Source organism: Flavobacterium cupriresistens (assembly GCF_020911925.1).
GTDB classification, from domain to species: Bacteria; Bacteroidota; Bacteroidia; order Flavobacteriales; family Flavobacteriaceae; genus Flavobacterium; species Flavobacterium cupriresistens.
This window is the reverse complement of sequence record NZ_CP087134.1, coordinates 1,648,342-1,673,599: the sequence shown is the minus strand read 5'-3', so window position 1 is coordinate 1,673,599 and position 25,258 is coordinate 1,648,342. Positions and strand designations below refer to the sequence as shown.

The 25,258-nt window shown below is 36.2% G+C and carries 17 protein-coding genes; 4 read left to right on the top strand and 13 right to left on the bottom strand.

The annotated features are described in order from the left end of the window. Window positions 1-28 precede the first annotated feature (28 nt). Entirely contained in the window at window positions 29-1,033 is a 1,005-nt protein-coding gene (locus tag LNP23_RS07485; RefSeq protein WP_230004451.1) for a DUF3078 domain-containing protein, read from the top strand. Here the strand turns inward: LNP23_RS07485 and LNP23_RS07480 are convergent, their stop codons facing one another. Further along, entirely contained in the window at window positions 1,034-2,380 is a 1,347-nt protein-coding gene (locus LNP23_RS07480) for a deoxyguanosinetriphosphate triphosphohydrolase (RefSeq protein ID WP_230004450.1), read from the bottom strand. A gap of 87 nt (window positions 2,381-2,467) precedes the next feature. Then, the gene (locus LNP23_RS07475; protein WP_230004449.1) at window positions 2,468-2,929 is read right to left on the bottom strand and encodes an Lrp/AsnC family transcriptional regulator; all 462 of its coding nucleotides are present in this window, start codon (window positions 2,927-2,929) and stop codon (window positions 2,468-2,470) included. 155 nt (window positions 2,930-3,084) lie between these two features. Here LNP23_RS07475 and metE point away from each other — a divergent pair, with 155 nt between their 5' ends. After that, entirely contained in the window at window positions 3,085-5,409 is a 2,325-nt protein-coding gene (gene metE / locus LNP23_RS07470; protein ID WP_230004448.1) for a 5-methyltetrahydropteroyltriglutamate--homocysteine S-methyltransferase, read from the top strand. A gap of 301 nt (window positions 5,410-5,710) precedes the next feature. Here metE and LNP23_RS07465 read toward each other — a convergent pair whose 3' ends face one another. Next, window positions 5,711-6,298, bottom strand: a complete 588-nt coding sequence (locus tag LNP23_RS07465; protein ID WP_230004447.1) for an outer membrane beta-barrel protein — start codon at window positions 6,296-6,298, stop codon at window positions 5,711-5,713. Window positions 6,299-6,518: 220 nt separating this feature from the next. Next, window positions 6,519-7,106: an outer membrane beta-barrel protein gene (locus tag LNP23_RS07460; RefSeq protein ID WP_230004446.1), complete on the bottom strand. Its 588-nt coding sequence runs from the start codon at window positions 7,104-7,106 to the stop codon at window positions 6,519-6,521. A gap of 148 nt (window positions 7,107-7,254) precedes the next feature. On the opposite strand from LNP23_RS07460, the gene gldA reads away from it, so the two are divergent. Continuing rightward, a complete protein-coding gene (gene gldA, locus LNP23_RS07455; protein WP_230004445.1) occupies window positions 7,255-8,151 on the top strand; it encodes a gliding motility-associated ABC transporter ATP-binding subunit GldA in 897 nt (298 codons plus the stop codon). Between the two features lie 448 nt (window positions 8,152-8,599). Then, complete coding sequence (locus LNP23_RS07450) at window positions 8,600-10,723, top strand: outer membrane beta-barrel family protein (RefSeq protein ID WP_230004444.1); 2,124 nt, start codon at window positions 8,600-8,602, stop codon at window positions 10,721-10,723. A 240-nt stretch (window positions 10,724-10,963) separates the two neighbouring features. Here the strand turns inward: LNP23_RS07450 and LNP23_RS07445 are convergent, their stop codons facing one another. From LNP23_RS07445 to LNP23_RS07405, 9 genes are all read right to left on the bottom strand, one after another. Continuing rightward, window positions 10,964-12,136 (bottom strand): PepSY-associated TM helix domain-containing protein, encoded by a 1,173-nt coding sequence (locus LNP23_RS07445; protein WP_230004443.1) that lies wholly within the window; start codon window positions 12,134-12,136, stop codon window positions 10,964-10,966. A 115-nt stretch (window positions 12,137-12,251) separates the two neighbouring features. Continuing rightward, window positions 12,252-13,499 carry a DUF4374 domain-containing protein gene (locus LNP23_RS07440; protein WP_230004442.1) on the bottom strand — a complete coding sequence of 416 codons (1,248 nt, stop codon included), beginning with the start codon at window positions 13,497-13,499 and terminating at the stop codon, window positions 12,252-12,254. A 72-nt stretch (window positions 13,500-13,571) separates the two neighbouring features. Beyond that, on the bottom strand, window positions 13,572-15,929 hold the full coding sequence (locus LNP23_RS07435) for a TonB-dependent receptor (RefSeq protein WP_230004441.1): 2,358 nt from the start codon (window positions 15,927-15,929) through the stop codon (window positions 13,572-13,574). Window positions 15,930-16,230: 301 nt separating this feature from the next. Then, window positions 16,231-17,634 (bottom strand): pyridoxal phosphate-dependent decarboxylase family protein, encoded by a 1,404-nt coding sequence (locus LNP23_RS07430; protein ID WP_230004440.1) that lies wholly within the window; start codon window positions 17,632-17,634, stop codon window positions 16,231-16,233. Between the two features lie 94 nt (window positions 17,635-17,728). Further along, window positions 17,729-18,952: a dicarboxylate/amino acid:cation symporter gene (locus LNP23_RS07425; RefSeq protein WP_047772892.1), complete on the bottom strand. Its 1,224-nt coding sequence runs from the start codon at window positions 18,950-18,952 to the stop codon at window positions 17,729-17,731. 102 nt (window positions 18,953-19,054) lie between these two features. Further along, entirely contained in the window at window positions 19,055-19,708 is a 654-nt protein-coding gene (locus LNP23_RS07420) for a class I SAM-dependent methyltransferase (RefSeq protein ID WP_230004439.1), read from the bottom strand. Between the two features lie 168 nt (window positions 19,709-19,876). Further along, window positions 19,877-20,833 (bottom strand): methylenetetrahydrofolate reductase [NAD(P)H], encoded by a 957-nt coding sequence (metF, locus tag LNP23_RS07415; protein WP_047772889.1) that lies wholly within the window; start codon window positions 20,831-20,833, stop codon window positions 19,877-19,879. 171 nt (window positions 20,834-21,004) lie between these two features. Then, complete coding sequence (metH, locus tag LNP23_RS07410; protein WP_053004165.1) at window positions 21,005-23,680, bottom strand: methionine synthase; 2,676 nt, start codon at window positions 23,678-23,680, stop codon at window positions 21,005-21,007. 569 nt (window positions 23,681-24,249) lie between these two features. Further along, window positions 24,250-25,251, bottom strand: a complete 1,002-nt coding sequence (locus LNP23_RS07405; RefSeq protein ID WP_230004438.1) for a homocysteine S-methyltransferase family protein — start codon at window positions 25,249-25,251, stop codon at window positions 24,250-24,252. Between the last annotated feature and the right edge of the window lie 7 nt (window positions 25,252-25,258).

Genomic DNA, 25,258 nt, shown 5'->3' with positions numbered 1-25,258 from the left:
AGGCCAATACAACCAAAAGTTACGCCTGATGAAATTATTTCGATTCTCCTTATTGTTTTTACTTTTCACTTTCACCACTACAATTTCTGCTCAAAGTATTATCAAAACGACCTTAGAGCCCAATCAAATTCCGGAGGCTCCTTCCAACTGGACTAAAAAAAATCAGCTTGGTTTTGACATTTCCGAAATTGCTTTCGTGAACTGGAGTGCGGGGGGAACGAGTTCTATTTCAGGGTTATTTAAAGGTGAATTTGCCAGAACTTATGCAAAAGGAAACCACAAATGGTTTAACGAGTTAATTGTTAAGTACGGTTTAAACAAACAAGACGGTACGGAACTTAGAAAAACAGATGATGCTCTTTTGCTTAACTCAACTTATGGTTTTAGACAAGACACCTTATCAAATTGGTATTATTCGGCTAAGTTTAATTTTAATACTCAATTTACCAACGGTTACAATTATCCGAACAAAGACATTACTATTTCCAAACCTTTTGCACCGGCTTATGTATTCTTAGGAGCTGGAGCGGAAAATTCAAATAAAGCAAAAAACAGAACCTTCTATTTCTCACCAATCACGTTAAAGACAACGTTGGTATTGGATCAATATTTAGCCGATCAAGGATCTTTTGGTGTTAAAAAAGCCGTCTATGCTCCTGACCCTCTTGATCCGAACAGTAAAATTTTAGTTGAAAGAGGTCAAAAAGTAAAAGCCGAATTTGGCATTTTACTTACCGGATACATGAAAAATGAAATCTTCAAAAACATTTTTTACGAGAACAGACTCAGTTTATATACAGACTATTTGAACCGATTTGGGAATGTCGATGTCGATTACGATACCCGTTTAGATCTTGTTGTAAATGCATATGTAAAAGCGAATATCGGTATTCACTTAGTTTATGATGATGATATTAAAACTAAAAAAGACTTTGTAGACCCAACAACCGGCACAACAAGTCAGGTTAACGATGGCCCTAGAGCGCAGCTGAGACAAGTTTTAGGTGTGGGTCTGGTATATGCCTTTCAGTAGTTAATTCGGTTTTCTTCCGTTAATCATTTCAAATAATTCTAACGCATTTCCGTCTGTTAAAAGAGAAACATAATGGCAAATGTGAAGCAAACGATCGTATAAACTGGTTTTCTCTAAACGGTGTTTTTCAGGAAGCATTTTCAGCAACAATTTATCGTAATTGGATGCTTTTCCTTCATAGTCGTTATTGAAAGCCGTAATAAACTTATCAAGTAAGGTCTGGATAATCTGATATCCCACAATTTCTTTCTCGATAACTTCCCTACTCTGATAGATTTTTTCAACACTTAAGTTGATAATATCCGTCATTTGAGCTTTGTATTTACTTTTATCTGTTAATGCAAATGGGAATTTTCCAGCCAGAATCGCTTCTTCATTTTCAATAAAAACATTTACGGCATCGTTAATTAAAGTACCGATGGCCAATGCTCTCAAATAACTGATTCTGTCTTCTTTTGTGGTTAAAGTTTTGTATTTAGCCACTCCGATATTATCCTTTACCAATTTGATTAAGTATTCCAAAGCATAATCTTCCGAAACCAAACCAAGATTTATTCCGTCTTCAAAATCTATAATGGTGTAGCAAATATCATCTGCTGCTTCTACCAAATAGGCCAATGGATGTCTTTCGAAGCCAACATCCTCACCGGTTTTATTGGCGATCATTCCCATATCCTCCGCTACTTCTTCAAAAAATGCTTTATCGGACTGGAAGAAACCGTATTTTTTATCGGCAATGTTTTGAGTTGGTTTTTTAGGCAGACTTTCTTTTGGATATTTCATAAAAGCGCCTAAAGTGGCATATGAAATTCTCAAACCACCTTCGATCCCCGGACGACTTGCTGTCAGTACCGAAAATCCGTTGGCATTTCCTTCAAAATCAATTAAATCCTGCCATTCTTTAGCAGTCAATTGCTCCTTATATTGTTTTCCGTTTCCGATAGAAAAGTATTCCCCAATTGCTTTTTCTCCCGAATGTCCAAAAGGAGGATTCCCAATGTCATGCGCCAGAGAAGCTGCGGCCACAATAGCCCCAAAATCGTTCATATGATACCCGTGAACTTCTTTCAGATACGGATATTTTTCTATGATTTTTTTTCCAACCAAACGCCCTAATGAACGTCCGACAACGGAAACCTCTAAGCTGTGTGTTAATCTGGTGTGGACAAAATCGGTTTTAGAAAGCGGAATGACCTGCGTTTTATCCTGCAACGATCTAAAGGCTGCCGAAAAGATAATTCGGTCATAATCTACCTCAAAACCTAAGCGGGTATCATCTTGTTCTATACGTAATCTTTTACTTGTGTCGCCTTGTTTCTTAAGAGATAAAAGTTGTTCCCAGTTCATTATAATTATAGATTGGTGATTTTAGATTTTAGATTGAATGCCAAAAATACGCTAATTTTAGGACTTTCTTGGAGTGGTTAACACCTATTAAAACTCCAATGCCGTACTGTGTTTTATTTCGCCCATTACAAAAATACTGTTGGTGTTCCCGATATTTTCGATAGTCGACAGTTTATTCATTACAAAATCCTGATAACTAGTCATATCCTGAACTAAAATTTTCAACATAAAATCATAGTCTCCGGCAATGTTGTAACACTCGATAATTTCTGGAAGCGCCACAATATCTTTCACAAAATTGCTTCCCACGTTTCTGGCGTGTTCTTTTAGACGGACATTACAAAAAACGGTCATCCCACAATTCATTTTTTTCCGGTCTAAAAGTGCTACATATTTTGTAATATATCCGTCACGTTCCAATCTTTTTATACGTTCATAAACGGGTGTAACTGTAAGAAATAACTTCGCAGCGAGGTCTTTTGTATTGATATTGGAGTCTTCCTGAAGGTGTCTAAGGATCTGTAAATCGGTTTTATCTAAGTTTTCCATAGTAATTTTTACGGCTAAAGGTTCGTTTCAAACAATTCATCAGTAATAAAATCTTTAAAAATGCATTTTAAAAACACAATTCACTGAAATAAAACCCAAATCTAAGTATTATAATCCAATGATATAAATTTGTTCAGTAAGAAACACTGAATCAAATGAAAACAAACAACTTAGGTTATCCAAGAATTGGCAGCAATAGGGAATTAAAAAAAGCCAGTGAATTATACTGGGCGGGGAAAATTTCGGTTGATGAGCTTATCGAAGCTGGAAAAGACATTCGTCGCACCAACTGGGAATTACAACACCAAGCCGGAATAGATTTAATTCCTTCTAATGATTTCTCTTTTTATGATCAGGTACTGGATCTTACCCTGACTTTAGGAGCCATCCCGGAACGTTATACTGATTTTGCGAAATCAAATTCCTCTATCGATTTGTACTTTGCTATGGCAAGGGGTGCGCAAAAAAACGGACAGGATGTTGTAGCCATGGAAATGACCAAATGGTTTGACACCAACTACCATTACATCGTTCCTGAGTTTACAAAAAACCAAAAGTTCGCTTTGTTATCAGAAAAAATAATTACTGAATTTAAAGAAGCAAATGATTTAGGCATTGCAACAAAACCAGTTTTAATCGGACCCATTTCGTACTTACTTTTAGGAAAAGAGAAAGAAGAAGGTTTTAATCGTATTGACTTAATCGAAAACTTACTGCCGGTTTACTTTGAAATTTTAGAAAAACTAGAAGTGCTGGGAGCAAAATACATTCAATTTGACGAGCCGTTTTTAGCATTAAATCTAACAGATAAAGAGCGTCATATTTTCACAAAAGTATACAACGAAATCAACAAACGTTTCCCGAATATCAAAGTTATCCTTGCCAATTATTTTGATTGTTTTGGAGAAAATTTAGCTACTGCTTTGGCTTTACCGGTTGACACTTTTCATTTAGATTTAGTTCGTTGTCCTGCTCAACTAGACGATATTTTAGAATCTGGACAATTAGCCGCAAACGTAAATCTTTCTTTAGGTGTTGTTGACGGAAGAAATATCTGGAAAAATGATTTCAAAAAATCTTTGACGATCATCGAGAAAGCGGTAGCAGTCTTAGGCGCAGACCGAATTTTCATCGCTCCTTCCTGCTCTTTAGTTCACTCTCCATGCGATTTGAGTTTAGAAACCAATGACAATACCCTGACTCCTGAGATAAAACAATGGCTGGCTTTTGCTAAACAAAAAATCGAAGAGATCCGTTTATTAAAACAATTCGCCTCTAACGAAGTGGATCGCAATAATTCTGCTGATTTTGCAGAAAATACCTTCGCAAACGAAAACCGTAAAACTTCCAAATTAATTCATAACGAAGTTGTTAAAAATCGTGTTGTCGGAATCAAAAACGGAGACGATCAAAGACAAAACACCTTTGCTACACGTCGTCAGAAACAAATTGAAGCTTTAAAATTACCTTTATTTCCAACTACCACCATTGGATCGTTTCCACAGACTGCCGAAGTAAGAAGCTGGAGAGCTAAATTCAAAAAAGGAGAATTAACCCAAGTTGAATATGATGCTTTACTTGAAAAAGAAACCGAGGAAACCATTCGTTTTCAGGAGCAATCCGGAATTGACGTTTTGGTTCACGGGGAATTTGAGCGCAATGACATGGTAGAGTATTTTGGAGAACAACTGGACGGATTTACTTTTACCAAAAATGGTTGGGTTCAGAGCTATGGTAGCCGTTGTGTAAAACCTCCGGTTATTTATGGTGATGTTTCAAGACCAAAACCAATGACGGTACGATGGGCAAAATTTGCGCAATCTCTAAGTTCAAAATGGGTAAAAGGAATGTTAACCGGTCCGGTTACGATTCTGCAATGGTCTTTTGTTCGAAATGACCAGCCACGTTCTGAAACTTGTACGCAAATTGCCTTAGCGATTCGTGATGAAGTGGTAGATTTAGAAAAAGCGGGAATAAAAATTATTCAAATTGACGAACCTGCTATACGCGAAGGACTTCCGTTAAGAAAAGAAGAATGGGCTGCTTATTTGGATTGGGCCGTTAAAGCGTTCCGAATTTCTGCCAGCGGTGTACAGGATGATACACAAATTCACACCCATATGTGTTACAGCGAATTTAACGACATCATTCAGAATATCGCCGACATGGATGCTGATGTTATTACGATTGAATGTTCCCGCTCACAAATGGAACTATTAGATGCTTTTGCAGATTTCAAATACCCTAATGAAATTGGCCCGGGAGTTTATGATATTCACTCGCCTCGTGTGCCATCAAACAAAGAGATGGTTCATTTATTGGAAAAAGCCGCTGCGGTAATTCCGGCAAATCAACTGTGGGTAAATCCCGATTGTGGTTTAAAAACACGTCATTGGGATGAAACTAAAAAAGCGTTGATCGAAATGGTAGCCGCTGCTCAGGAAATGAGAGCCGCCGTTAAAAACGAAGTTACTTTTTAATTTTATTTTGGATATTTTTGTTTTTTAATGCCAACAAAGTGGAGTCGAAAATCTTGTAGTTATGATTTCTTTCGACTTCGCTTTTGTTGGTTTTATTTTTTATTATTTTTCTTTTGCACAATTGTCATCCTGAGCGAAGTCGAAGGCTATTGCGTTAAAAAGGGGCTTCGACTTCGCTCAGCCTGACAGATGGGAAACTTTGCACCTTTGAGAAATAATTTGTGCCCTAAAGTTTATTTGTTTTAAACACAAAAAGGCACCCCGGTTTTGGGATGCCTCTAAAATTAAAATATATTCCTTGCTAGAAATTCTTCGAAATCCCGAAAGAAAATGCTTGTCCCAGATTAAAATTAAATCGTTTTCTATTCACCTCACTATGCTCATTTTCATTATAATTTAAAGTATCATATTTTAGGCCCCCTATATTGAAATTCAAACCAAAACCCTTACCTACATTTATTAAAAGTGCCGGCGTAAGACCAATATAAAACCCATCTCCTTCATTAACTGTATAAGCAAAATCATTCTGATATGTTTCTTTTCGCTTTTGAAAACCAAGTCCTAAATCAGCATAAACACAAAAAGTCTCACTTAACGGTTTAGAATATCTCAAAAAACCTCCTGTCGAAAGGGTCTTATCTTTATAGTCACTATTACTATTTCCTTGTTTAGAAGTTGAAATTCCAACCTCAATACCGGTTGTCCAGTTTTCATGAAATTGATATCCTACTTTAGGAGTAAAGCCAAAATAATGGCTTTTATTGTCAGATCCCAACTCGGATACCGTTTCTGAATTGTAGTAAACACTTCCCATAACCAAAACAGAACCTTTTTGTGCATTTGCATAGCTAAACATGGCAAATACTACAATAACAAGAATTTTTTTCATAAATGTGATATTAAAATTTTAATAACCTTTTAACAACAACGATGCCGTAATTTTTAACAATTCTAAACCACAAACCAAACACATTCTATACCAACACATTATTAATTAAAATATTTTTTGTTTACTATTTACAATAAAATCTTTTAGCCATACCAAGCAAGTTGAAACAAAAAAAGCACTCCGATTGGAGTGCTTTTTAAGATTGAAAACTAATTTAAGATTAAAAATTCTTAGAAATTCCAATATTAAATGTTTGTCCGAAGTTAAAGTAGAATTTACTAACATCTGCTCCGTTGTTATCGTAGCTTAATGTTTCGTATCCTAAACCACCAATACTGAAGTTTAAACCGAAACCTTTTTTCATATTGATGAAAAGAGCTGGAGTTACACCAACATACATACCATCCGCTTTAGTTTTTGTAGAAAAACCATTATTCTCAATTCTTTTGTTTGTTTGATTTTGGAAACCAGCTCCTAAATCAGCAAAAACAGAAAAAGTTTGGCTCAATGGCACTGAATAACGTACAAATGCTCCAAATCTAGAACTGTTTGTTTTATATTCTGGTGATCCTCCTCCTTGATCGTTTTTTGAAGAAGCAACTGTAAATTCACCTCCAACAGTCCAATTGTCATTAAATTGGTATCCTACTCTAGGAGAAAAGCTAAATTCGCTTTCTTTTGATTCTACTCCTCCAAAATCTGTAGTCTCAGAAGCATAACCAATGTTTCCACCTACTAATACAGTTCCTTTTTGCGCGCTTACAAAACTAGTCATCGCCAAAGCAGCGATAATTAAAAATTTTTTCATAATTTGGGTTTTAATTTAAATTGTATTGTCCCTTAAGCAAGAACGATGCCGTCATTGCTGGGTTTTATATTTATTTTAAGAATTCTTTGAATGCTAATTTTTAGCAATCAAAGTTATTTCTGTTTACTTTTGTAGCAAATAAAAAGTTATGTCGATAGAAGTAAACAGTATATCAAAAAGTTACGGAACGCAAAAAGCGCTTAATGAAGTTTCATTTAAGATTGAAAAGGGTGAAATCGTTGGATTTCTTGGTCCAAACGGAGCCGGAAAATCTACTCTGATGAAAATTTTGACTACTTATTTACTTGCCGATAGCGGCTCAGCCCTTGTAAATGGTCATGATGTCATGACAAACACTAAGGCAGTACAACTTTCTATTGGCTACTTACCGGAGCACAACCCCTTATATTTGGATTTGTATGTTCGTGAGTATTTGGCTTTTAACGCTGATGTTTATCAGGTAGAAAAAGCAAGAATCGAAGAAGTAATACAACTGACAGGACTGTCAGTTGAAAGTCATAAAAAAATAGGTCAGTTGTCAAAAGGATACCGCCAGCGTGTGGGACTTGCCAATGCTTTACTACACAATCCTGATGTTTTGATTTTGGACGAACCAACTACCGGTCTGGATCCTAACCAGTTAATGGAAATCCGAAATGTAATTAAAAATGTAGGGAAAAATAAAACCGTTTTTCTGTCAACGCACATCATGCAAGAGGTCGAAGCCATCTGTGATCGTGTCATAATTATTGACAAAGGACAAATTGTAGCGGATAAAAAGTTAGACAAATTAATTTCTGAAGACAAACAACAGGTAATCGAAGTGGAATTTGATTATCAGGTAGAGCCGCAATTACTAGCCAAACTCGAAAATATCAGCTCTTACGTTAATACGCATGACATGATCTGGGAACTTACTTTTGTTACTGAAAAAGACATGCGCCCTGCCCTTTTTGACTTCGCCAATGAAAATGGGTTAAAAACGCTACAACTAAATCAGAAAAACAAAAACCTGGAGGCTGTGTTTAGAGAAATTACTAAATAAGTTTTCAGTCTCGGTTTTCAGTCTCAGGTTGCACCTTATATATCTTGCTTTGCAAGTTCACAAAATCGCTCTATTATGCTATAGGGCGATTTTTTTGTTTTGAAATCTATTCTTTCCTTTTTTAAAACAACTAACCTTCAGCACTTTGTTATTTTAACAGTCATTTTTATTTTGTTTTTATTTAGACTTGATATAAATAGTATTATATTTGAAGATTGAAACTCCAAAAAAACATCCAATGCCTCCCTCCTTTAGCAATATCAAAAATTTACTTCACCAGTTACTAGAACAAACTTCTCGTTTTAAGCAAAAAATAACGAATCAACTGGAAGAAATTATTCTGCAGTAAAACATCCCTTTTACTTTTCATCGGTATCCGATTGTCTCCTTTTTCGAGCTCCCTGAGTTTACGAAACTATTTATTATGCTCTAATTTAAAATAAATAATATGAAAAATATTATAACCTCCCTTATGCTTGTCTTTTCGGTGTACAGTTATTCGCAAACCGAAAAAGAAACCGATAGTGTTGTCGAAACCACTATTAATGCTTTAGAAGAAATTGTAATCACCAAAAAGAAGGTTTTATATACTCAAAAATCAGATCGACTTGTATTTAATGTCGAAAACAGTATTATTTCTGAAGGAGGAACTGCCTTAGACGTTTTGTCGCGTGCTCCGGGCGTTGTTGTCTCTCAGGATGGCGATTTATCAATAAGAGGACAACAGGGGGTTGCTGTGATGATAAATGGTAAACTGACGCAGCTTTCACAAAAAGAACTTGCCAATTATTTAAAATCTACAGCCTCCTCTAATATCAAACAAATTGAAGTTATTACGAATCCTTCTTCAAAATACGACGCTACAGGAAAGGCCGGAATCATCAATATTGTATTAAAAAAACCAAATTCATCCGGTCTTAAGGGAACAGCTTTTACAAGTTATGCCAGAGGGCGAAAAAACCGAACCAATTCCGGATTTAATTTAAACTACAACAAAGATAAATGGGGTGTTTATGGTAATTACAGTTATACTTTCAGGGGAGAAGAGGAACGCAAAAAATTCAATCAGCTGCAATATACTGATGAAACCCGACAAACGGTTTCTTCTAAAAACCATCAAACTTCTGTGACTGACGAACCGCTTACGTCAAACAATTTCAAAATTGGAACGCAATACGAAATCTCTCCGAAAACGAATTTAGAGGTCTACGTTGATGCTAAAATCGGTCGCTATCAAAATATAGCGGATGGTAGAAATACGCTGTTTAATGCAATGAATCAATTACAATTTGATGCTGCCACTTACAATGACAGCAAAGAAAAATGGAACGATTACACCTATGCATTTTCGGGAGTTCATAAATTCGATACGGAAGGCAAAACGATGTCGTTTGATTTTGAATATGAAACCTCGAAATTCAGATCCAATCAGTTTCAGAGTGCCCAAAATATAGACCCTGCCAGTATGGTTGAAATCGATGACCGCAGGGGTTTTATTCCTTCTCAATTGCGAGTCTTTACAGGAAAAGTTGATTTTGTCAATCCTTTAAAAGAAAAACAAAGCATAGAATGGGGTTTTAAAGGGAGTATAAAAAACAACGACAACCCTTCGATTTATGAATATTCACAGAATAAGGAGTGGATAACCGATCTTAAATCCACCAATCATTTTGAATATAAAGAGCAAATTTACGCCGCATACGTTAACTATAAATATCAATTGGAAAAACTAAATATCCAAGGAGGTATCAGAACCGAATATACGGCTATAAATATTCTGCAAAAAACCATGAATGAGGAACATAAAGACGATTATCTGAAATGGTTCCCAAGTCTTTCGTTAAAATATGAATTCACCGAAAACCATGCGATGCACGCTTCTTACAGCAAAAGAATCAACAGACCAAGCCAGTTTGATCTGAATCCATTCCGATTTTATGATGATTCGTTCAATTATTCACAAGGAAATCCAAATTTAATTCCTGAAATAACGCATGCAGCAGAAATAGGTTATGCCTGGAAAAGCGCTTTTATGGCTACTGTATATTTCAACAAAACTAAAGACGTTTTTACAGAAGTTTACGTCTATAATCCGGCAGATAATACTACCGTGACTTCGCAGATTAACGTTGACAAATCGTATAATTATGGTGTAAATATCACCAATACTGCCGAAATCTACAAATGGTGGTCTGTAAATACGCTTCTTAATGTTTTCGAAAATAAGTTTATGGGGAAAGTCGTAAACACAGAAAAAATCGATCCTATAGTAACGCTAAACATGAACGTTCAGAATTCATTCACCATTACAGAAACCTGGAAAGCGGAAGCAAATGCACAATATCAATCGAAATCAAATCTTGGTATTTACGAGCGCGACAGTTTCTTTGACTTCAGTATCGGAATTTCTAAACAGGTTTTAGCCAATAAAGGAAGCATCAAACTTAATGTTACCGATATTTTCAACACTAATAACTTTTACATCAATTCGGTTATCAGACAAACAAGCATCGATAAAAGATACGATCTTGATAATCGCATTGCAACACTAGCATTCACCTACAGAATCTAAAATTGCCTTTTTTGCCCCCGTAAGAACCCCCATAAAATACTAATTTTATGGGGGTTCTTTATTTTGCATCGATCAGAAATCTGCTTTTACAACTATCACCTCAACTTCAATTGAGTACATAATATCAAATTACTTTTCACATACCACTTATTACTTTTCACTAAAAAAAGCCTTTCGAAAAGAGTTTTACTTCTTTCAAAAGACTTTTTACAACTAACACAAAACAGATCAAAAAATGATTTAAGGCTTACTGGCCACAGGCTTTTTTTTCTTTCTTCCCCACCAGATATAAAATCCGGTAATTGGTAAACTGGCACAGATTAAACTGCCAATAAAATAGATAATTTTGGTTGGCAATCCTCCGATCGCTCCAATATGAAGACTGTAATTAGAACGCATTAACCAATCTGAGAAGCGTTCGTTACTAATATATTTTTCTGATTTTGGAAGCAGCTCTAAGGTTTTTGAATCAAAATATAAATCTCTCCAAATTCCCTTATGCATATCGGTACAGGCGTAAAAATCTTCTTTTGGATCATCGGGAAAATGAATAATCACGGCTTCTTTATTCTCTTTGGCGATTTCGGTACGTACTTTTTTCCAAATAAAATCGGCAGCAGCCAGTTTCGTCATTTGTTGCCCGGATAATGTATCTTTTTTTATTGGTACAGGTTGTTCTTTCTTATCTTTTACATCGGCCCAGCCACCGCTGATCCAATACGTACTTTCTCTGAGCCAATGAAAACTCATCAGCATACCGGTAAAAGAGATAAGGACGGCTAAAACAATCACATAAAACCCCATTACATTATGAAGATCATAATTTAAACGTTTGAGCTTTGCATCCCATTTTATCTTAAAACTATTTTTTACAGTGGTTTTATTCCATTTTTTTGGCAACCAGAGAATAAGTCCGCTGATTAACAAAAAGAAAAAAATAAAGGTTGCCCAAGCTGTGATCTGCGCTCCAATTTCACGCTCTAACCAGAGATTACGATGTCCTTCGTCTACGAAATGGAAAAAGTCTTCATGATGTACAATTCCGGTAATTTTACCATTGTATGGATTTACATAAAGCAATGAATCCGATTCGATATCGACCTTTATTGATTTATCCAAACCATTGTACCATAAACCATGTATTTCTTTTTTCGGTACCGCTTTCTGAACTATGCTGTAAACCTTAGAAGGAGGTAATAATTGCTCTGATTCTTGAGCTTCAACATACAACCACGGCGAAGTAAATTGCCTGATTTCTTCTTCAAAAACCAATATGCAACCCGTAATTCCCATTATAAAAACAATAATTCCGGAAGCAAGTCCCAACCATAAATGCAACCAGGCATTGACTTTACTGAAACGGGATTTTCCTTTTTTTTGTGGTTTGGATGTTTGTTGTTTGATAACGGTCATTCTAAAATATTTTTGCTTGGCGATAAATGGCGTTCCTTGGTAGTTGAAAAAACCATATTACCAATACTTTTGAAGCATTGATAATATGGTTGTTTGGCTATATGAAAAATAGAAATTATTTTCTAGGCTTCAATTTTGTAATCGCTGAGATGTCAGTTCCTCCTCCGGTTACTTTTGCTCCCGCTGTTGCTACACCAGTTTCAAGGTTAATTTTGTATATACGAACCTCCTCTTTTGTTACAAAAGCTTTGTAAGCATTACCTCCTTCAGTGTATAAACTTCCAACACCAAAATAACTATCACCTGCATGTCCAGGCAATCCTGTTACCTGAGTTACTTTTTTAGATGGTAAATCTATAATTGCCGACTTAAATTTATAAGAAGTGTGATTAAGGAATCCCCATGAAGCGGTATCGTCTGCTGTAGGTACATAAACGATATACGCTTTTTCTCCTCCAAGCGGATAGGCAGCTAACACTTTACCTCCAATTGAACTTGCTTCAAGATCAAAGAAATAAGAAGCATCAAATTCTGTTTGACCTTTGTTAATACGAAGAATTCCGGAATGTGACTCTGCTATCGAGTTATAACCTCCTGCTTTAGCATTTGATGAAAAAGTATACACGTTACCTGAATCAGTACGAATAATACCTGTGTTAGTGTAATACATACCAACAGCAGTTGTACGTGGGTCAGCAATTCTTTTCACAAAGTTTAAAGATGGGTAATCGTAAACTCTGATGTACGCCTTTTTTTGATCAATATCCCAATTTTCACTTGCATCTCTGTCAAATACAGATACAAATACTTTATCACCAACTACGGTTACACCTGTAGGGAAATCAAAACGTCCTGTAGTTGTTGTGAAATTATTAAATTTACGACCTGTAATAGCTTCTTTTGCAGGGTCATAAATAATTAATTCATTATCTGTTGAAGTTCCTCCCCAAGAGGCACCAACAATTAATAATTTATTATCATCTGTAACACCGTAAGCAAAAGTAGATTCGATAAAAACACGGTTTCCTGCTACTAACTTACTTGCACTATTTAAATAAAACGGAGCAGCTCCTTCTACTTCATTATCACAAGCAAACATTGTATTGGCAAGAGGAATATAAGAACCTCCTTGCTCAATTCCTTTTCCGGTCATGTCGATAGTTCCTGTCATTAACTGGTCTAATGATTCGAAACTCCACATATAATTACTATTCCAGGTTGCTGTCTGATAACCTAAAACATATTTACTACCATCTTCTGTAGTGGGCACCTGATCTGACTTTGAATCGTCGCTACTACATGAAAATAGTGTAGCAGACAGTAACAATACTGCTAATAGATTTTTACTTTTAATTGTTTTCATATTATTTAAATTTAGTTAATTTCATCTGCCACTACTGACAGATTTAGGATTTGTAGGATTTCAATTTTTGGACTACATGAAGAAATATCTCAACTTCATTGTAAACGATCTTCCCGGTTTTTGCACATTATAGTAATCAAATAACATTACATCGGTAATATCATGACATTCAAAAGCAATATTGTAACGCCCATTTTTAAGGGTATAAGCCAAAGCTGCTGAATAATAAAGTTGTTCCGGAATTTCTTTTTTGTTTTCTCCTCCCAGAGTTGGAGGACGTAAATAATAACTATCAGAATAAGTAGTCGACAAGTTAAAAGTAAGGAAGTCGTCCTTAAATTTCAATTGCTTAAAATGAAACCCTAAATTACCGTTTCCATATAAAATAGGCTCATTCGGCACTTGTGTCTTATATAAATCGTTTCTTTGATTTGTATCCGGCTGAGCGGAATCATCCATATTCAATTTCTTTTGGTAAGTAGCGTTTGCATCGAAAGTAAACCACTCTTTATAGCCATAATGAACAACACCATCAACACCGGTAACCTGAATATTTTTAAAGTTCCTGCTTAAACTTTTAGTAGCATCAGTTGGATCAATCCCGGATTGTATAAAATTATTACCCTGACGGTAAATAAAACTGGTTTCTAATCCTAAAGAGTGTACACCAAAGGTCTTTTTATAAGCAAAACCAAGATTAACATTGTCACTAACTTCTCTTTTAAGATCAGGGTTTGGATTTATTCTATATCCTCCATCACCCAATAATTCAAGAGCCGAAGGCAATCTGAAAGCATGCTCATAAGAAGCTTTAATCTGAAATTCTTCCGGAATAATAAAATAGGCAGCCGCAGTACCATATCCGATATCATTAAACATCGGTTTTGCTATACTCCCGTCTTGTTTTTTAATTTCACCTTTTAAGTCAAACATTTTTGTAAACACAGTATACGAAAACCTATTTTCCAGCGCAGTTAAATTATAAGATAGACCTAGAATATTTTTATTAACAAAAGGCTCTCTGGGAGAATCTTTCTCTGAATACTCATTATCTTCTTTACGCTTGTAGTTTAAAATTGTATAGTTAAAAGCAAAAGCATTATTCTCATTTAACTCGTATTTTAAATTGGCATTACTTTGAAGTGATTTGATATTAAACACCATTAAAGTTTTAACCGAATTAATTTCCCCTCCACTTTCATAACTTTTTATTGAATAATTGCCAGACCAATCATATCGCGCCGATGAAGTATCTACTACACGATCTCGCGAAATGTTATAAGAAGCAGCCAAACTTGCTGTTAAACCTTTAGTAAATAAATTTGTCTTTTTATACTTTAAAGAGGGAACAAAATTCTGGCTATCTGTAAATGCATCACCAACAACTCTTAACATTGTAGCTCCCTGCTGAATTTCTTTTTTATTAGCACTTATAGCTGCTCCGAACATTAAATAGTCTGCATATTTTTTATCTTTAACACCTACTTCGGCCATAACAGCTCCCTGTTTATAACCATCATGAAAATGTTTTAGTTTTTGTACTGGCCCATATACTCCTGAAAAAGAATCGGGAATGCGCGCATCAACTTCAAAACTGTTATCAGAATAATTACCGAAAGCAAGAATATTCGTCACTACACCCTTTTTACTTGTAAATCTGGTATTCACTGAAAATTTATGCGTGTTAAACGAACCAAAACTGTATGAAGCATCCAAGAAACGTTTTACACTTCTGTTGCTAACAATATTTATTGCTCCTCCTAACGCGTCGCCTCCCAACTCAATTGGAACTACACCCTTATAAACATCGATTCGCTCTGCCATCGTTGGAGGAATATTATTCAAGGTAAAGGAAGAACCATAATTATCCATTGGAATTCCATCGAGGAAAAACTTAACTTGTTCACCTGCAAAACCATTCACAGAAAATTTAAATTCTGACCCCATACCTCCTGATTCACGCACACGGATACCCGTAGTTGTGTTTAAAACCTGGTTCAAATCAGCAGATGTATTGTACAATTGTTTTAAATCAACAGAAGAAATATTAAACGCTTGTTCTTTGACACGTTGCACTTTAGATTTTCCGGTCACCTGAACTTCATCCAAAGCAGCGGTATCTTCTTCTATCGTTATACTTGGAGCCTCTTTATTGGATTCTTCCAAGCTTATTTTTGTTAGTTTAGGTTTATATCCAACAAAACTTATTGATAGTGTATAGTTACCCGGTTCGGCAGCAATTTCATATTCCCCTTTTTCATTGGTTAAAGTAGCATAACGCGTTCCCTTTAATGCAACTGAAACACCTTCTGCCGGCTGACCACTTTGTGTTAGAACAATACCCGTTAAGTTTACTTTGTTTTTTTGTGAGAAACCTTGTATTGAAGTCAGGAAAACCAATATCAAGATTACTATTCTATTTATTTGCATCAGTTAAAATTTGTGGTGAATGTTAAAATTTGGCACAAAATTAACTTCAGAAAATGCTATTTCCAAATTATTTTTAATTATTCTAAATAAGGATAGTATTTAACGTTTAAAATGAGAAATTCTTAAAAATTAATCAAATCTTAAGGCAACATTAGTTTAAAATTAGAATATTCTTAAAAATAAATATTAAAAACCGTTAAATTCAAACAAGCTGTTTTATTAAAAAACTTACAAAAAACCAATAAAAAATCCCGTTTACATAACTAAACGGGATTTTTAAAAAGTTAAAAAAATAATACTCTTATATTTCTGACAGCGTAACTCTCATTTCTTCAATTACAATCTTAATATCATTTTCAGTTGTTCTCCAATTGACAAAGGAAGCACGAATTCCTTTTCGGTTTTGGTATACGGTTGGGGTCATAAATACTTTTCCTCCATCATTTAGCAGTGTCAAAAACGACGCTACTTTTTCCTGATTGTGATCTCCTTTTAAAGTAAAACAAACATTATTAAGACGGATCGGTGCCAGGAGTTCAAAACTATCATCTTCGATAAGCGCATTTCCAAAGTGCAGGGCCAATGACGCGCTACTTTCCACAATATCACAGAAACCTTCCTTTCCATAGGCCAATAAAGAAAACCAAACCGGAAGCGCTCTTAAACGACGTGAATTTTCAGGCAACACATTCAAATAATTAAAATTCTCCAACGGATTTCCCAAATAAGGCGCATTAGAATTCTGAAAAGTTTCAATTTGTAAATTCACATGGTCTTTCTTAATCAAATAAAAAGCACTTTCATAAGGTACGTTTAACCATTTATGACAGTCAACGGTAATGCTATCCGCATTTTCCCAACCCTCAACTAAAGGTTTAAACTTATCTGAAACAGCTGCAAAAGCACCAAAGGCAGCATCAATATGCCACCAGAAGTTGTGTTTTTCTTTCAATTCAGCAATAGCCACAAAATCATCAAAATCAGCTGTATTGACTGTTCCGGCACTTGAAATTAAGATAAACGGTTTTCCGTTTAAGGCTTTAATTTTTTCTTCCAGATCGACAACATCGATGGCTTCACGGTTGTCTTCCAACGTTTTAATAACACTATAATTCTGGCTTCCGATTCCGAGCATCGCCAGCGATTTCACAGCAGAAGAATGTGGTGTTGCAGTAAAGATATTTATAGTTTCTGTAATTCCGTTTTTAGCAAAATCTTTCCCAAATTGAGCTCCAAACCATTGCCTTGCCACTCCTAAAGAGGTGAAATTAGACATGGTTGCCCCTGTTACAAATCCACCCATAAAGGATTTTGGCAATCCCAATAACTGCAATAACAAATTTATAGTTTCAAACTCTATTAAAGCTGAAGCGCCTCCTTGTGCTTTTATCGATTGTGCATTTTGATCGTAAACCGAAGCCAACCAATCGCCAACAATAGAAGCCGGAGTAGATCCTCCCGTTACAAATCCCCAATATCTGGGTCCCGGAGAAGCAACCATTAGTGGAGCCATTCGCTCATTGAATTCTTTTAATGCTTCTAAAGAACCTAAACCTAATTCGTTTAAGGTACGATCCGGTTCAATTGTCGCTTTAGTAGATGTCGGGATATTTTCAAGATTATTCAAAAAACCAATCCCGTGTTGTTTTGCTTTTTCAAGTATATTTTCAAAATTGTTTAAATCATGCTGAAGTACTGAATTCATGCTATTGTTATTTATGTCCTCATCTGAAAAAACAGCGCGTAGCGTTTACAGATGGAGCGAATTAATAAAAGATTTTAAACTGGAAATAAGTAGGTTACCATTTGGTTTTTTCGGAAAAACGGGAAATCATCATCGAACAGATTAAATCACCATTGACATTGAGCAGCGTCGCAATCGGATCCACAAGTGTCCCTAAAATCATCGCTACCGGTAAGGCCTGCTCCATTGGAAGTCCATAAACGGTTATGGCTAAAACCTCGCCTATATAACCTCCGTTTGGGATTCCGCCTTCAACAATCGAAACGATTACTGTAATTCCTAATGCTAAAAGAATGGTGGAAGGTTCTGTGAAGTCTTTTCCAAACATGGCAAAAAGAACCGTGATCTTAAGTATAGAAGACATACTCGATCCGTCTTTGTGCAAGGGCGCACCAAGCGGAATGACCAGGTTCCGGACATGATTCGGAATGTTCATTTTTTCTGCCGCTTCCAAATTTGCTGGGATCGTCGCAATACTACTGCAAGTTCCCACTGCCGTCAAAGCGGGTGTTATATTATTACTCCAAAATACCACAAATGCTCTTTTCCCTCCGGCAATAAAGGCGTATAAACTAAAGAATGTAAAGAAATAAAAAATACATGCTCCATAATAAATCCCCAAAGGCTTTGCATAAACACCAAATAACTGCGGACCAAAAACACCAACCTGATAGGCAAAATAAGCCCCCAAACCAATTGGAGCCAGTTTCATAATCAGATTCAATAACTGTTTCATCACTTCATTACCTGAATCTAAAAAACTTCTGAAACTACTTCCCTTCTCACCGGACTGCAAACTTGCAAAACCTATTAAAAAAGAGAAAATTATTAGCGCCAGCATACTTTTTCGGGACAATAATTCAAAGAAATCATTTACCGTAACCAACTGTGCAATTTGCTCGCCAATACTGCCGGATTTTATGTTTTCTAATGGAACTTTGGAAATAATTATATCTTGATGAATCGGAAAAATATAAACGGCTACAATCATTACAATAGCCGAAATCAATAAGGTTCCGAGGAAAACAAGGACCATAATAACAAATAGTCTCCCTAGTTTTTCTGTTTTTTCTAAATTGGCAATTGAAGAAGCGATCGTAAAGAAAATAAGCGGAATAATTGCCGTGAAAAGCAAATTAAGAAAAATGTCTCCCAGTGGTTTGATTACCTCAACATCTTTACCAAACAACAACCCCAAAATACTTCCTGCAATGATACCTCCTAAAAGCAATAGAATACTACTGTAGCTTTTTAGGAAATTGATTTTTTTAACCTCCATAATTTTAAAAAAGTATTAGGGTTCAGAAATAGAAACTCAAAATAGAAAAAGCAATTAAAGTACTCAAAAAAAGAGCGCCAAAAGCAATCGCCTTCTTTTTTGTTATTTTTCTAACACAATAGTTGTAAAAGCTCTGTCGACTAATTCGCCTGTTTTGCTTTTTATTTTTTCGGTCAGCGTTTCTTTGTAGACCATTTTAAAAGCTGTTTTTTCGATTAACTCCTGCGCTTTTTCAGTGCTGTACAGTGTAAATTCATACTCTGTAAACGGAAGTTGTTTCATGAAACTTTCTTCTGCAAAGGTTAAACAGAATGTTCCGTTTGGTTTTAGAACTCTGTAAATTTCTAAAAGTAATTCTTCCGGTTTTTGCCAGAAGTAAATCGTATTTACAGTGAAGATTTTATCAAAAAAGGCGTCAGTAGCCGGGATTACACCTCCATCGTAAAGCAAAAAGAAGGCTTGTTTTTGAGAAACATAATTCCTGTTGATTTGTCTGGCTTCCTGAAACATTAACTCAGACATTTCGAGTCCATAATATACCAGACTCTCCGCTTGGTCCATTAGAAATTCTAAGTGCCCCGCATTTCCGTGACCCAATTCCAGAATTTTATTTTCTTTTGAAACATTCAGATTTTGAATAGAATGGTGCGTCATGTTGATGTTGGTTTCATGCATCATGTTGGCCATTTCAATTCCTTTTTCTCCTGTTGGATGTTTTAACTGAGCGGCTATCGCCTGTAATTCTTCTTGTTTCATAATGTTTAAAATTAAATTCCAAAAATTAAAAATTAAAAATTCCAAACTGGAGTTGTTATTTTAACGAAGGAAACTCAAGTTCCATAGCACCCGATTTACTTCTTCTATTCGTTGTCGCTCGGGTTTCCTTCGTTCAAATTGAAAAGAATATAACAAAATATACTTTTTCTAAAAAATATGACTCGCTATTTGGCGAATATTTTCTGATTTTCCCATTGAATAATAATGCAATACAGGTACTCCGGCCGCTTTTAACTCCAAGGATTGTTGGATCGCCCACTCTACTCCTACTTGTTTGATTTCGGCATTGTTTTTACATTGATCTACGGCATGAATTAAATCTTCCGGAAGATCAATACGAAAAATCTGTGGCAAAATCTGCAAATGCTTTTGTACGGCAATTGGTTTTATCCCCGGAATAATAGGAACTGTAATTCCCATTTCTCTGGCTTTTGCTACAAATTCGAAGTATTTTGCATTGTCAAAAAACATCTGCGTTACTACGTAATCTGCTCCTGCATCTACTTTTTCTTTTAATCTTCTTAAATCAGATTGTAAAGAAGGAGATTCTAAATGTTTCTCCGGATACCCAGCAACACCAATACAAAAATCAGCTTTGTTGTCAATATCCATTACTTCATGCAGGTATTTCCCTTGATTTAACTCATTGATTTGTTTTACTAAATCTATAGCAAAACTATTTCCTCCTGCTTTTGGCACAAAGGATTGTTCGTCCTTCATCGCGTCACCACGAAGCGCCATTAAATTATTGATTCCTAAATAATGACAATCTACCAGCATGTATTCTGTTTCTTCCTGTGTAAATCCGCCACAAAGCAAGTGCGGTACAGTATCAACATTATATTTATGTTTTATAGAAGCGCAAATTCCAAGTGTACCCGGACGCATACGAGTCAGTTTTTTGTCTAAAAGTCCATTCCCTTTATCGATATAAATGTACTCTTCGCGTGAAGTGGTCACATCAATAAACGGCGGATTAAACTCCATCAACGGATCGATATTATCATACAAATCCTGAATACTTTTTCCTTTTTGAGGCGGAATAATTTCAAATGAAAATAATGTTTTTCCCTTAGCGTTTTCTATATGTTCTGTTACTTTCATTTTAAAAATTATGAGTTATGAATTATGAATTTTGAGTAAAATCTAAATCAAAAAACGTAAATCAATTGGCTGCGTTGGTTCTAGGTTTCGTTTGTTTCACGTTTCAAGTTTCACGTTATAGGCGAACCTGAAACCTGAAACCTGAAACCTGAAACAAAAAATAACTTCCCCCTAATCTGCTATGTTTGGATTAAGCCACTTCATGGCATAATCGGTTGGTACACTTCTTCTTTTGGCATAATCAATAACCTGATCTTCTTTTATTTTTCCTAGTCCAAAATATTTACTTTTTGGGTTTCCGAAATAATATCCTGATACAGATGAAGCCGGCCACATCGCCATACTTTCGGTTAAGGTTACTCCAATTTCTTCGGCTACATTTAGAAGTTTCCAAATTGTTGGTTTCTCTAAGTGATCCGGACATGCTGGATATCCCGGAGCCGGGCGAATTCCTTTATAGTTTTCTTCGATCAAATCTTCTTTTGATAAGGTTTCGCCGGGATCATAACCCCAATAAGCCATACGAACCTGCTCGTGTAAATATTCGGCGAAAGCTTCAGCAAAACGATCGGCCAATGCTTTTACCATAATCGAGTTGTAATCGTCTAAATCTCTCTCGAATTCGGCAGCCCACTCGTCTACTCCAAAACCTGTTGTCACACAGAAAGCGCCCATATAATCGGTAACTCCGGAATCTTTTGGCAAAATAAAATCCGACAAAGCAATGTTTGGTGCTCCTTTCGTTTTTTGCGACTGCTGACGAAGTGTTAAGAATTTCTCCAACACTTTTCCGTTTTCATCACGCAATTCAATATCATCATCATCTACCTGGTTGCATGGAAAAATTCCGTAAATCCCTTTTGCAGATAATTTTTTCTCTTCTAAAATTACTTTCAACATGGCCTGAGCATCTGCAAAAACAGATGTTGCTTCTTTTCCAACTACCTCATCGGTTAAAATGGCCGGATATTTTCCGAACAATTCCCAGGTTCTAAAAAACGGTGTCCAGTCAATGTAGGGTACCAAAACGTCCAGTTCTACTTCGACAATTTGTTTACCGATTACTTTTGGCGTTACGGGTTTGTATTCTTCCCAATCCAATTGTAATTTATTTTTACGGGCTTGCTCGATCGTTAAGAAATTTTTGTCTCTTGAACGGTTTAAGAACGTTTCTCTAAAAGAATCGTATTCTGCACGAATATCGCTCGCGTATATTTTTCGGTTATGATCTAACAGATTTCCGGCAACAGTTACGGCTCTTGAAGCATCGTTTACGTGAATTACGGTTTCTCTGTATTGTGGCGCAATTTTCACCGCGGTATGCGCACGTGAAGTCGTTGCTCCCCCGATCATAATCGGAATTTTAATGCCTTGTTTGTCTAACTCTTTTGCCAGATAAACCATCTCGTCAAGCGAAGGCGTAATCAGTCCGCTCAATCCGATAATATCTACATTGTGTTCGATTGCTGCGGCAATGATTTTTTCCGGAGGCACCATTACTCCTAAATCAACAATTTCATAATTGTTACAGGCCAATACGACCGATACAATGTTTTTACCAATATCGTGAACGTCTCCTTTTACGGTTGCCATTAGGATTTTTCCGTTTCCTGATTTGTCCCCGGCTTGTTTACTGGCTTCAATATAAGGCAATAAATAAGCAACGGCTTTTTTCATTACACGTGCCGATTTTACTACCTGTGGCAGGAACATTTTTCCGCTTCCGAATAAATCTCCTACGACATTCATTCCTGTCATCAAATTGATTTCGATAACTTCAATTGGTTTTACGGCTGCTAAACGGGCTTCTTCTACATCTTCTTCAATAAAAGCATCAACTCCTTTTACTAATGAATGCGTAATACGTTCCTGAACGGTTCCTAAACGCCATTCCTGAATTGCTTTTTCGTCGCTTTTTACTTCTCCTTTTACATTTTCTGCAAAATCTAAAAGTCTTTCCGTTGCATCATCACGCCTGTCTAAAATTACGTCTTCTACGTGTTCTAGCAGGTCTTTTGGAATATCATCGTAAATCGAAAGCATTTCAGGATTTACGATTCCCATTGTCATTCCGTTTTTAATGGCATGATATAAAAACACCGAGTGCATGGCTTCCCGAACATGATCGTTCCCTCTAAAAGAGAATGAAACGTTACTAACTCCACCACTGATATGTGCGTGAGGCAAATTATCACGAACCCATTTTGTTCCTCTGAAAAAGTCCAAAGCATTTAAGCGATGTTCTTCCATTCCGGTTGCAACGGGGAAAATATTTAAATCGAAAATGATATCCTGCGGAGGAAAATTGACTTTATTAACTAAAATATCGTACGAACGCTGACAGATTTCGACTCTACGATCAAAATTATCGGCCTGACCCACTTCGTCAAAAGCCATGATGATTGCCGCTGCTCCGTACCGTTTGATTAATTTGGCATGATGAATGAATGCTTCTTCTCCTTCTTTTAATGAAATGGAGTTGACCACACTTTTTCCTTGTACTACTTTAAGACCCGCCTCAATGATTTCCCATTTTGAACTGTCGATCATAATTGGAACTCTCGAAATATCCGGTTCTGATGCTATTAAATTCAGGAATTTTGTCATTGCCTGAACACCATCAAGCATTCCCTCATCCATATTAATATCGATGATTTGTGCTCCACCTTCTACTTGTTGTCTTGCAATATCAAGTGCCTCGTCATATTTCTCTTCCTTGATCAGACGAAGGAATTTTCTTGAACCGGTTACATTCGTACGTTCTCCAATGTTTACAAAAACACTTTGAGGTGTAATAATCAACGGTTCTAATCCTGCTAATACAAGGTCTCTTCTATTTTCTGCCATTTTCTTTTTAAGTTACTGAGGTCCTAAGGTTCTTAGATCCTGAGTTTTTATTCTTTATTTGTGCGCTGCAAGGTTTCCAAAACCTTGTAGGTATCTGTGTTCTAACTATTTTATTTTGGGCGTGTCCTTCGGCCGGGCTATTCGTTACAAGTCCTCGCACTTCCTTCGTCAGGCTTTGGGCTATCCACTTCTATCCCTCACGCAATCTCGGTTTTATAAGAACTTTATGTTTCCACGATTTCAATTATCGTTTTTCAAATCTTTGAACCTAATTATATATTTTGTTCCTCCCGAACTTATTATTCCTTTTTATATTCAATCTGCCAGTTCAGGCTACCTTTTTATCTCTTTTCATTTAACGTTCCAATTGTCACTATAAGAAACGAAGTAATCTCGTCCAACATTTCATACGATCAACTCCTCATTTTTGTCATTCCGACGAAGGAGGAATCTTCGTTAGTTGCTCACATTGCGGAGATTCCTCCTTCGTCGGAATGACAGCCCGCGTTTTATGTCTTTTCTGGCACAAGCAATACGCTTATGTTAGCAAGAAAATTTATGCTTGTTAATTAGGCAATAACCGGTGCTACTCTCGGCTTATACCCCTTCGCAACCTCAGCAATCAATCGAATATGATCCGGAGTTGTTCCGCAACAACCACCGATAATGTTGATCAAATTATCGTCTAAATATTCTTTGATTAAGGCTTGCGTCTGTTCCGGTGTTTCGTCGTATTCTCCAAATGCGTTTGGCAAGCCAGCATTTGGATGTGCTGAAACATTAAACTGTGTATGTTGTGATAATGTTTTTAAATACGGTTTCAATAAATCGGCTCCTAAGGCGCAATTGAATCCTACACTTAACAACGGTATATGTGATACTGAAATCAAAAAGGCTTCTACAGTTTGTCCCGAAAGTGTTCTTCCTGAAGCATCTGTAATCGTCCCCGAAACCATGATCGGAATATCAATATTGCGTTCGTCTTTTACTTCTTCAATAGCAAAAAGTGCTGCTTTTGCGTTTAGTGTATCAAAAATCGTTTCTACTAAAAGCAAATCACATCCACCATCCATTAAGGCTTCTACTTGTTCTTTGTAGGCTATTCGCAAATCATCAAAAGTTACGGCTCTGTATCCCGGGTCATTTACATCAGGTGACATACTTGCCGTTCTGTTTGTTGGCCCGATCGAACCGGCCACAAAACGAGGTTTATCCGGATTTTTAGCGGTAAATTCATCAGCTACTTCTCTGGCAATTTTTGCTGATTCGTAGTTTAATTCGTAAACCAAATCCTCCAGAAAATAATCGGCCATACCAATTGTAGTTCCCGAGAAAGTGTTTGTCTCGACGATGTCCGCGCCTGCTTCATAATAAGCGGCGTGAACATCTCGAATTGCTTGTGGTTGTGTTATGGATAGTAAGTCGTTGTTTCCTTTTAAGGGATGTGGAAAATCCTTGAAACGCTCTCCGCGAAAATCTTCTTCCGAGAAATTATAGCGTTGTAACATGGTTCCCATTGCTCCGTCAAGGATTAGGATATTTTTTTTTATTGCTTCTTGTATTGTTGACATATCGTAT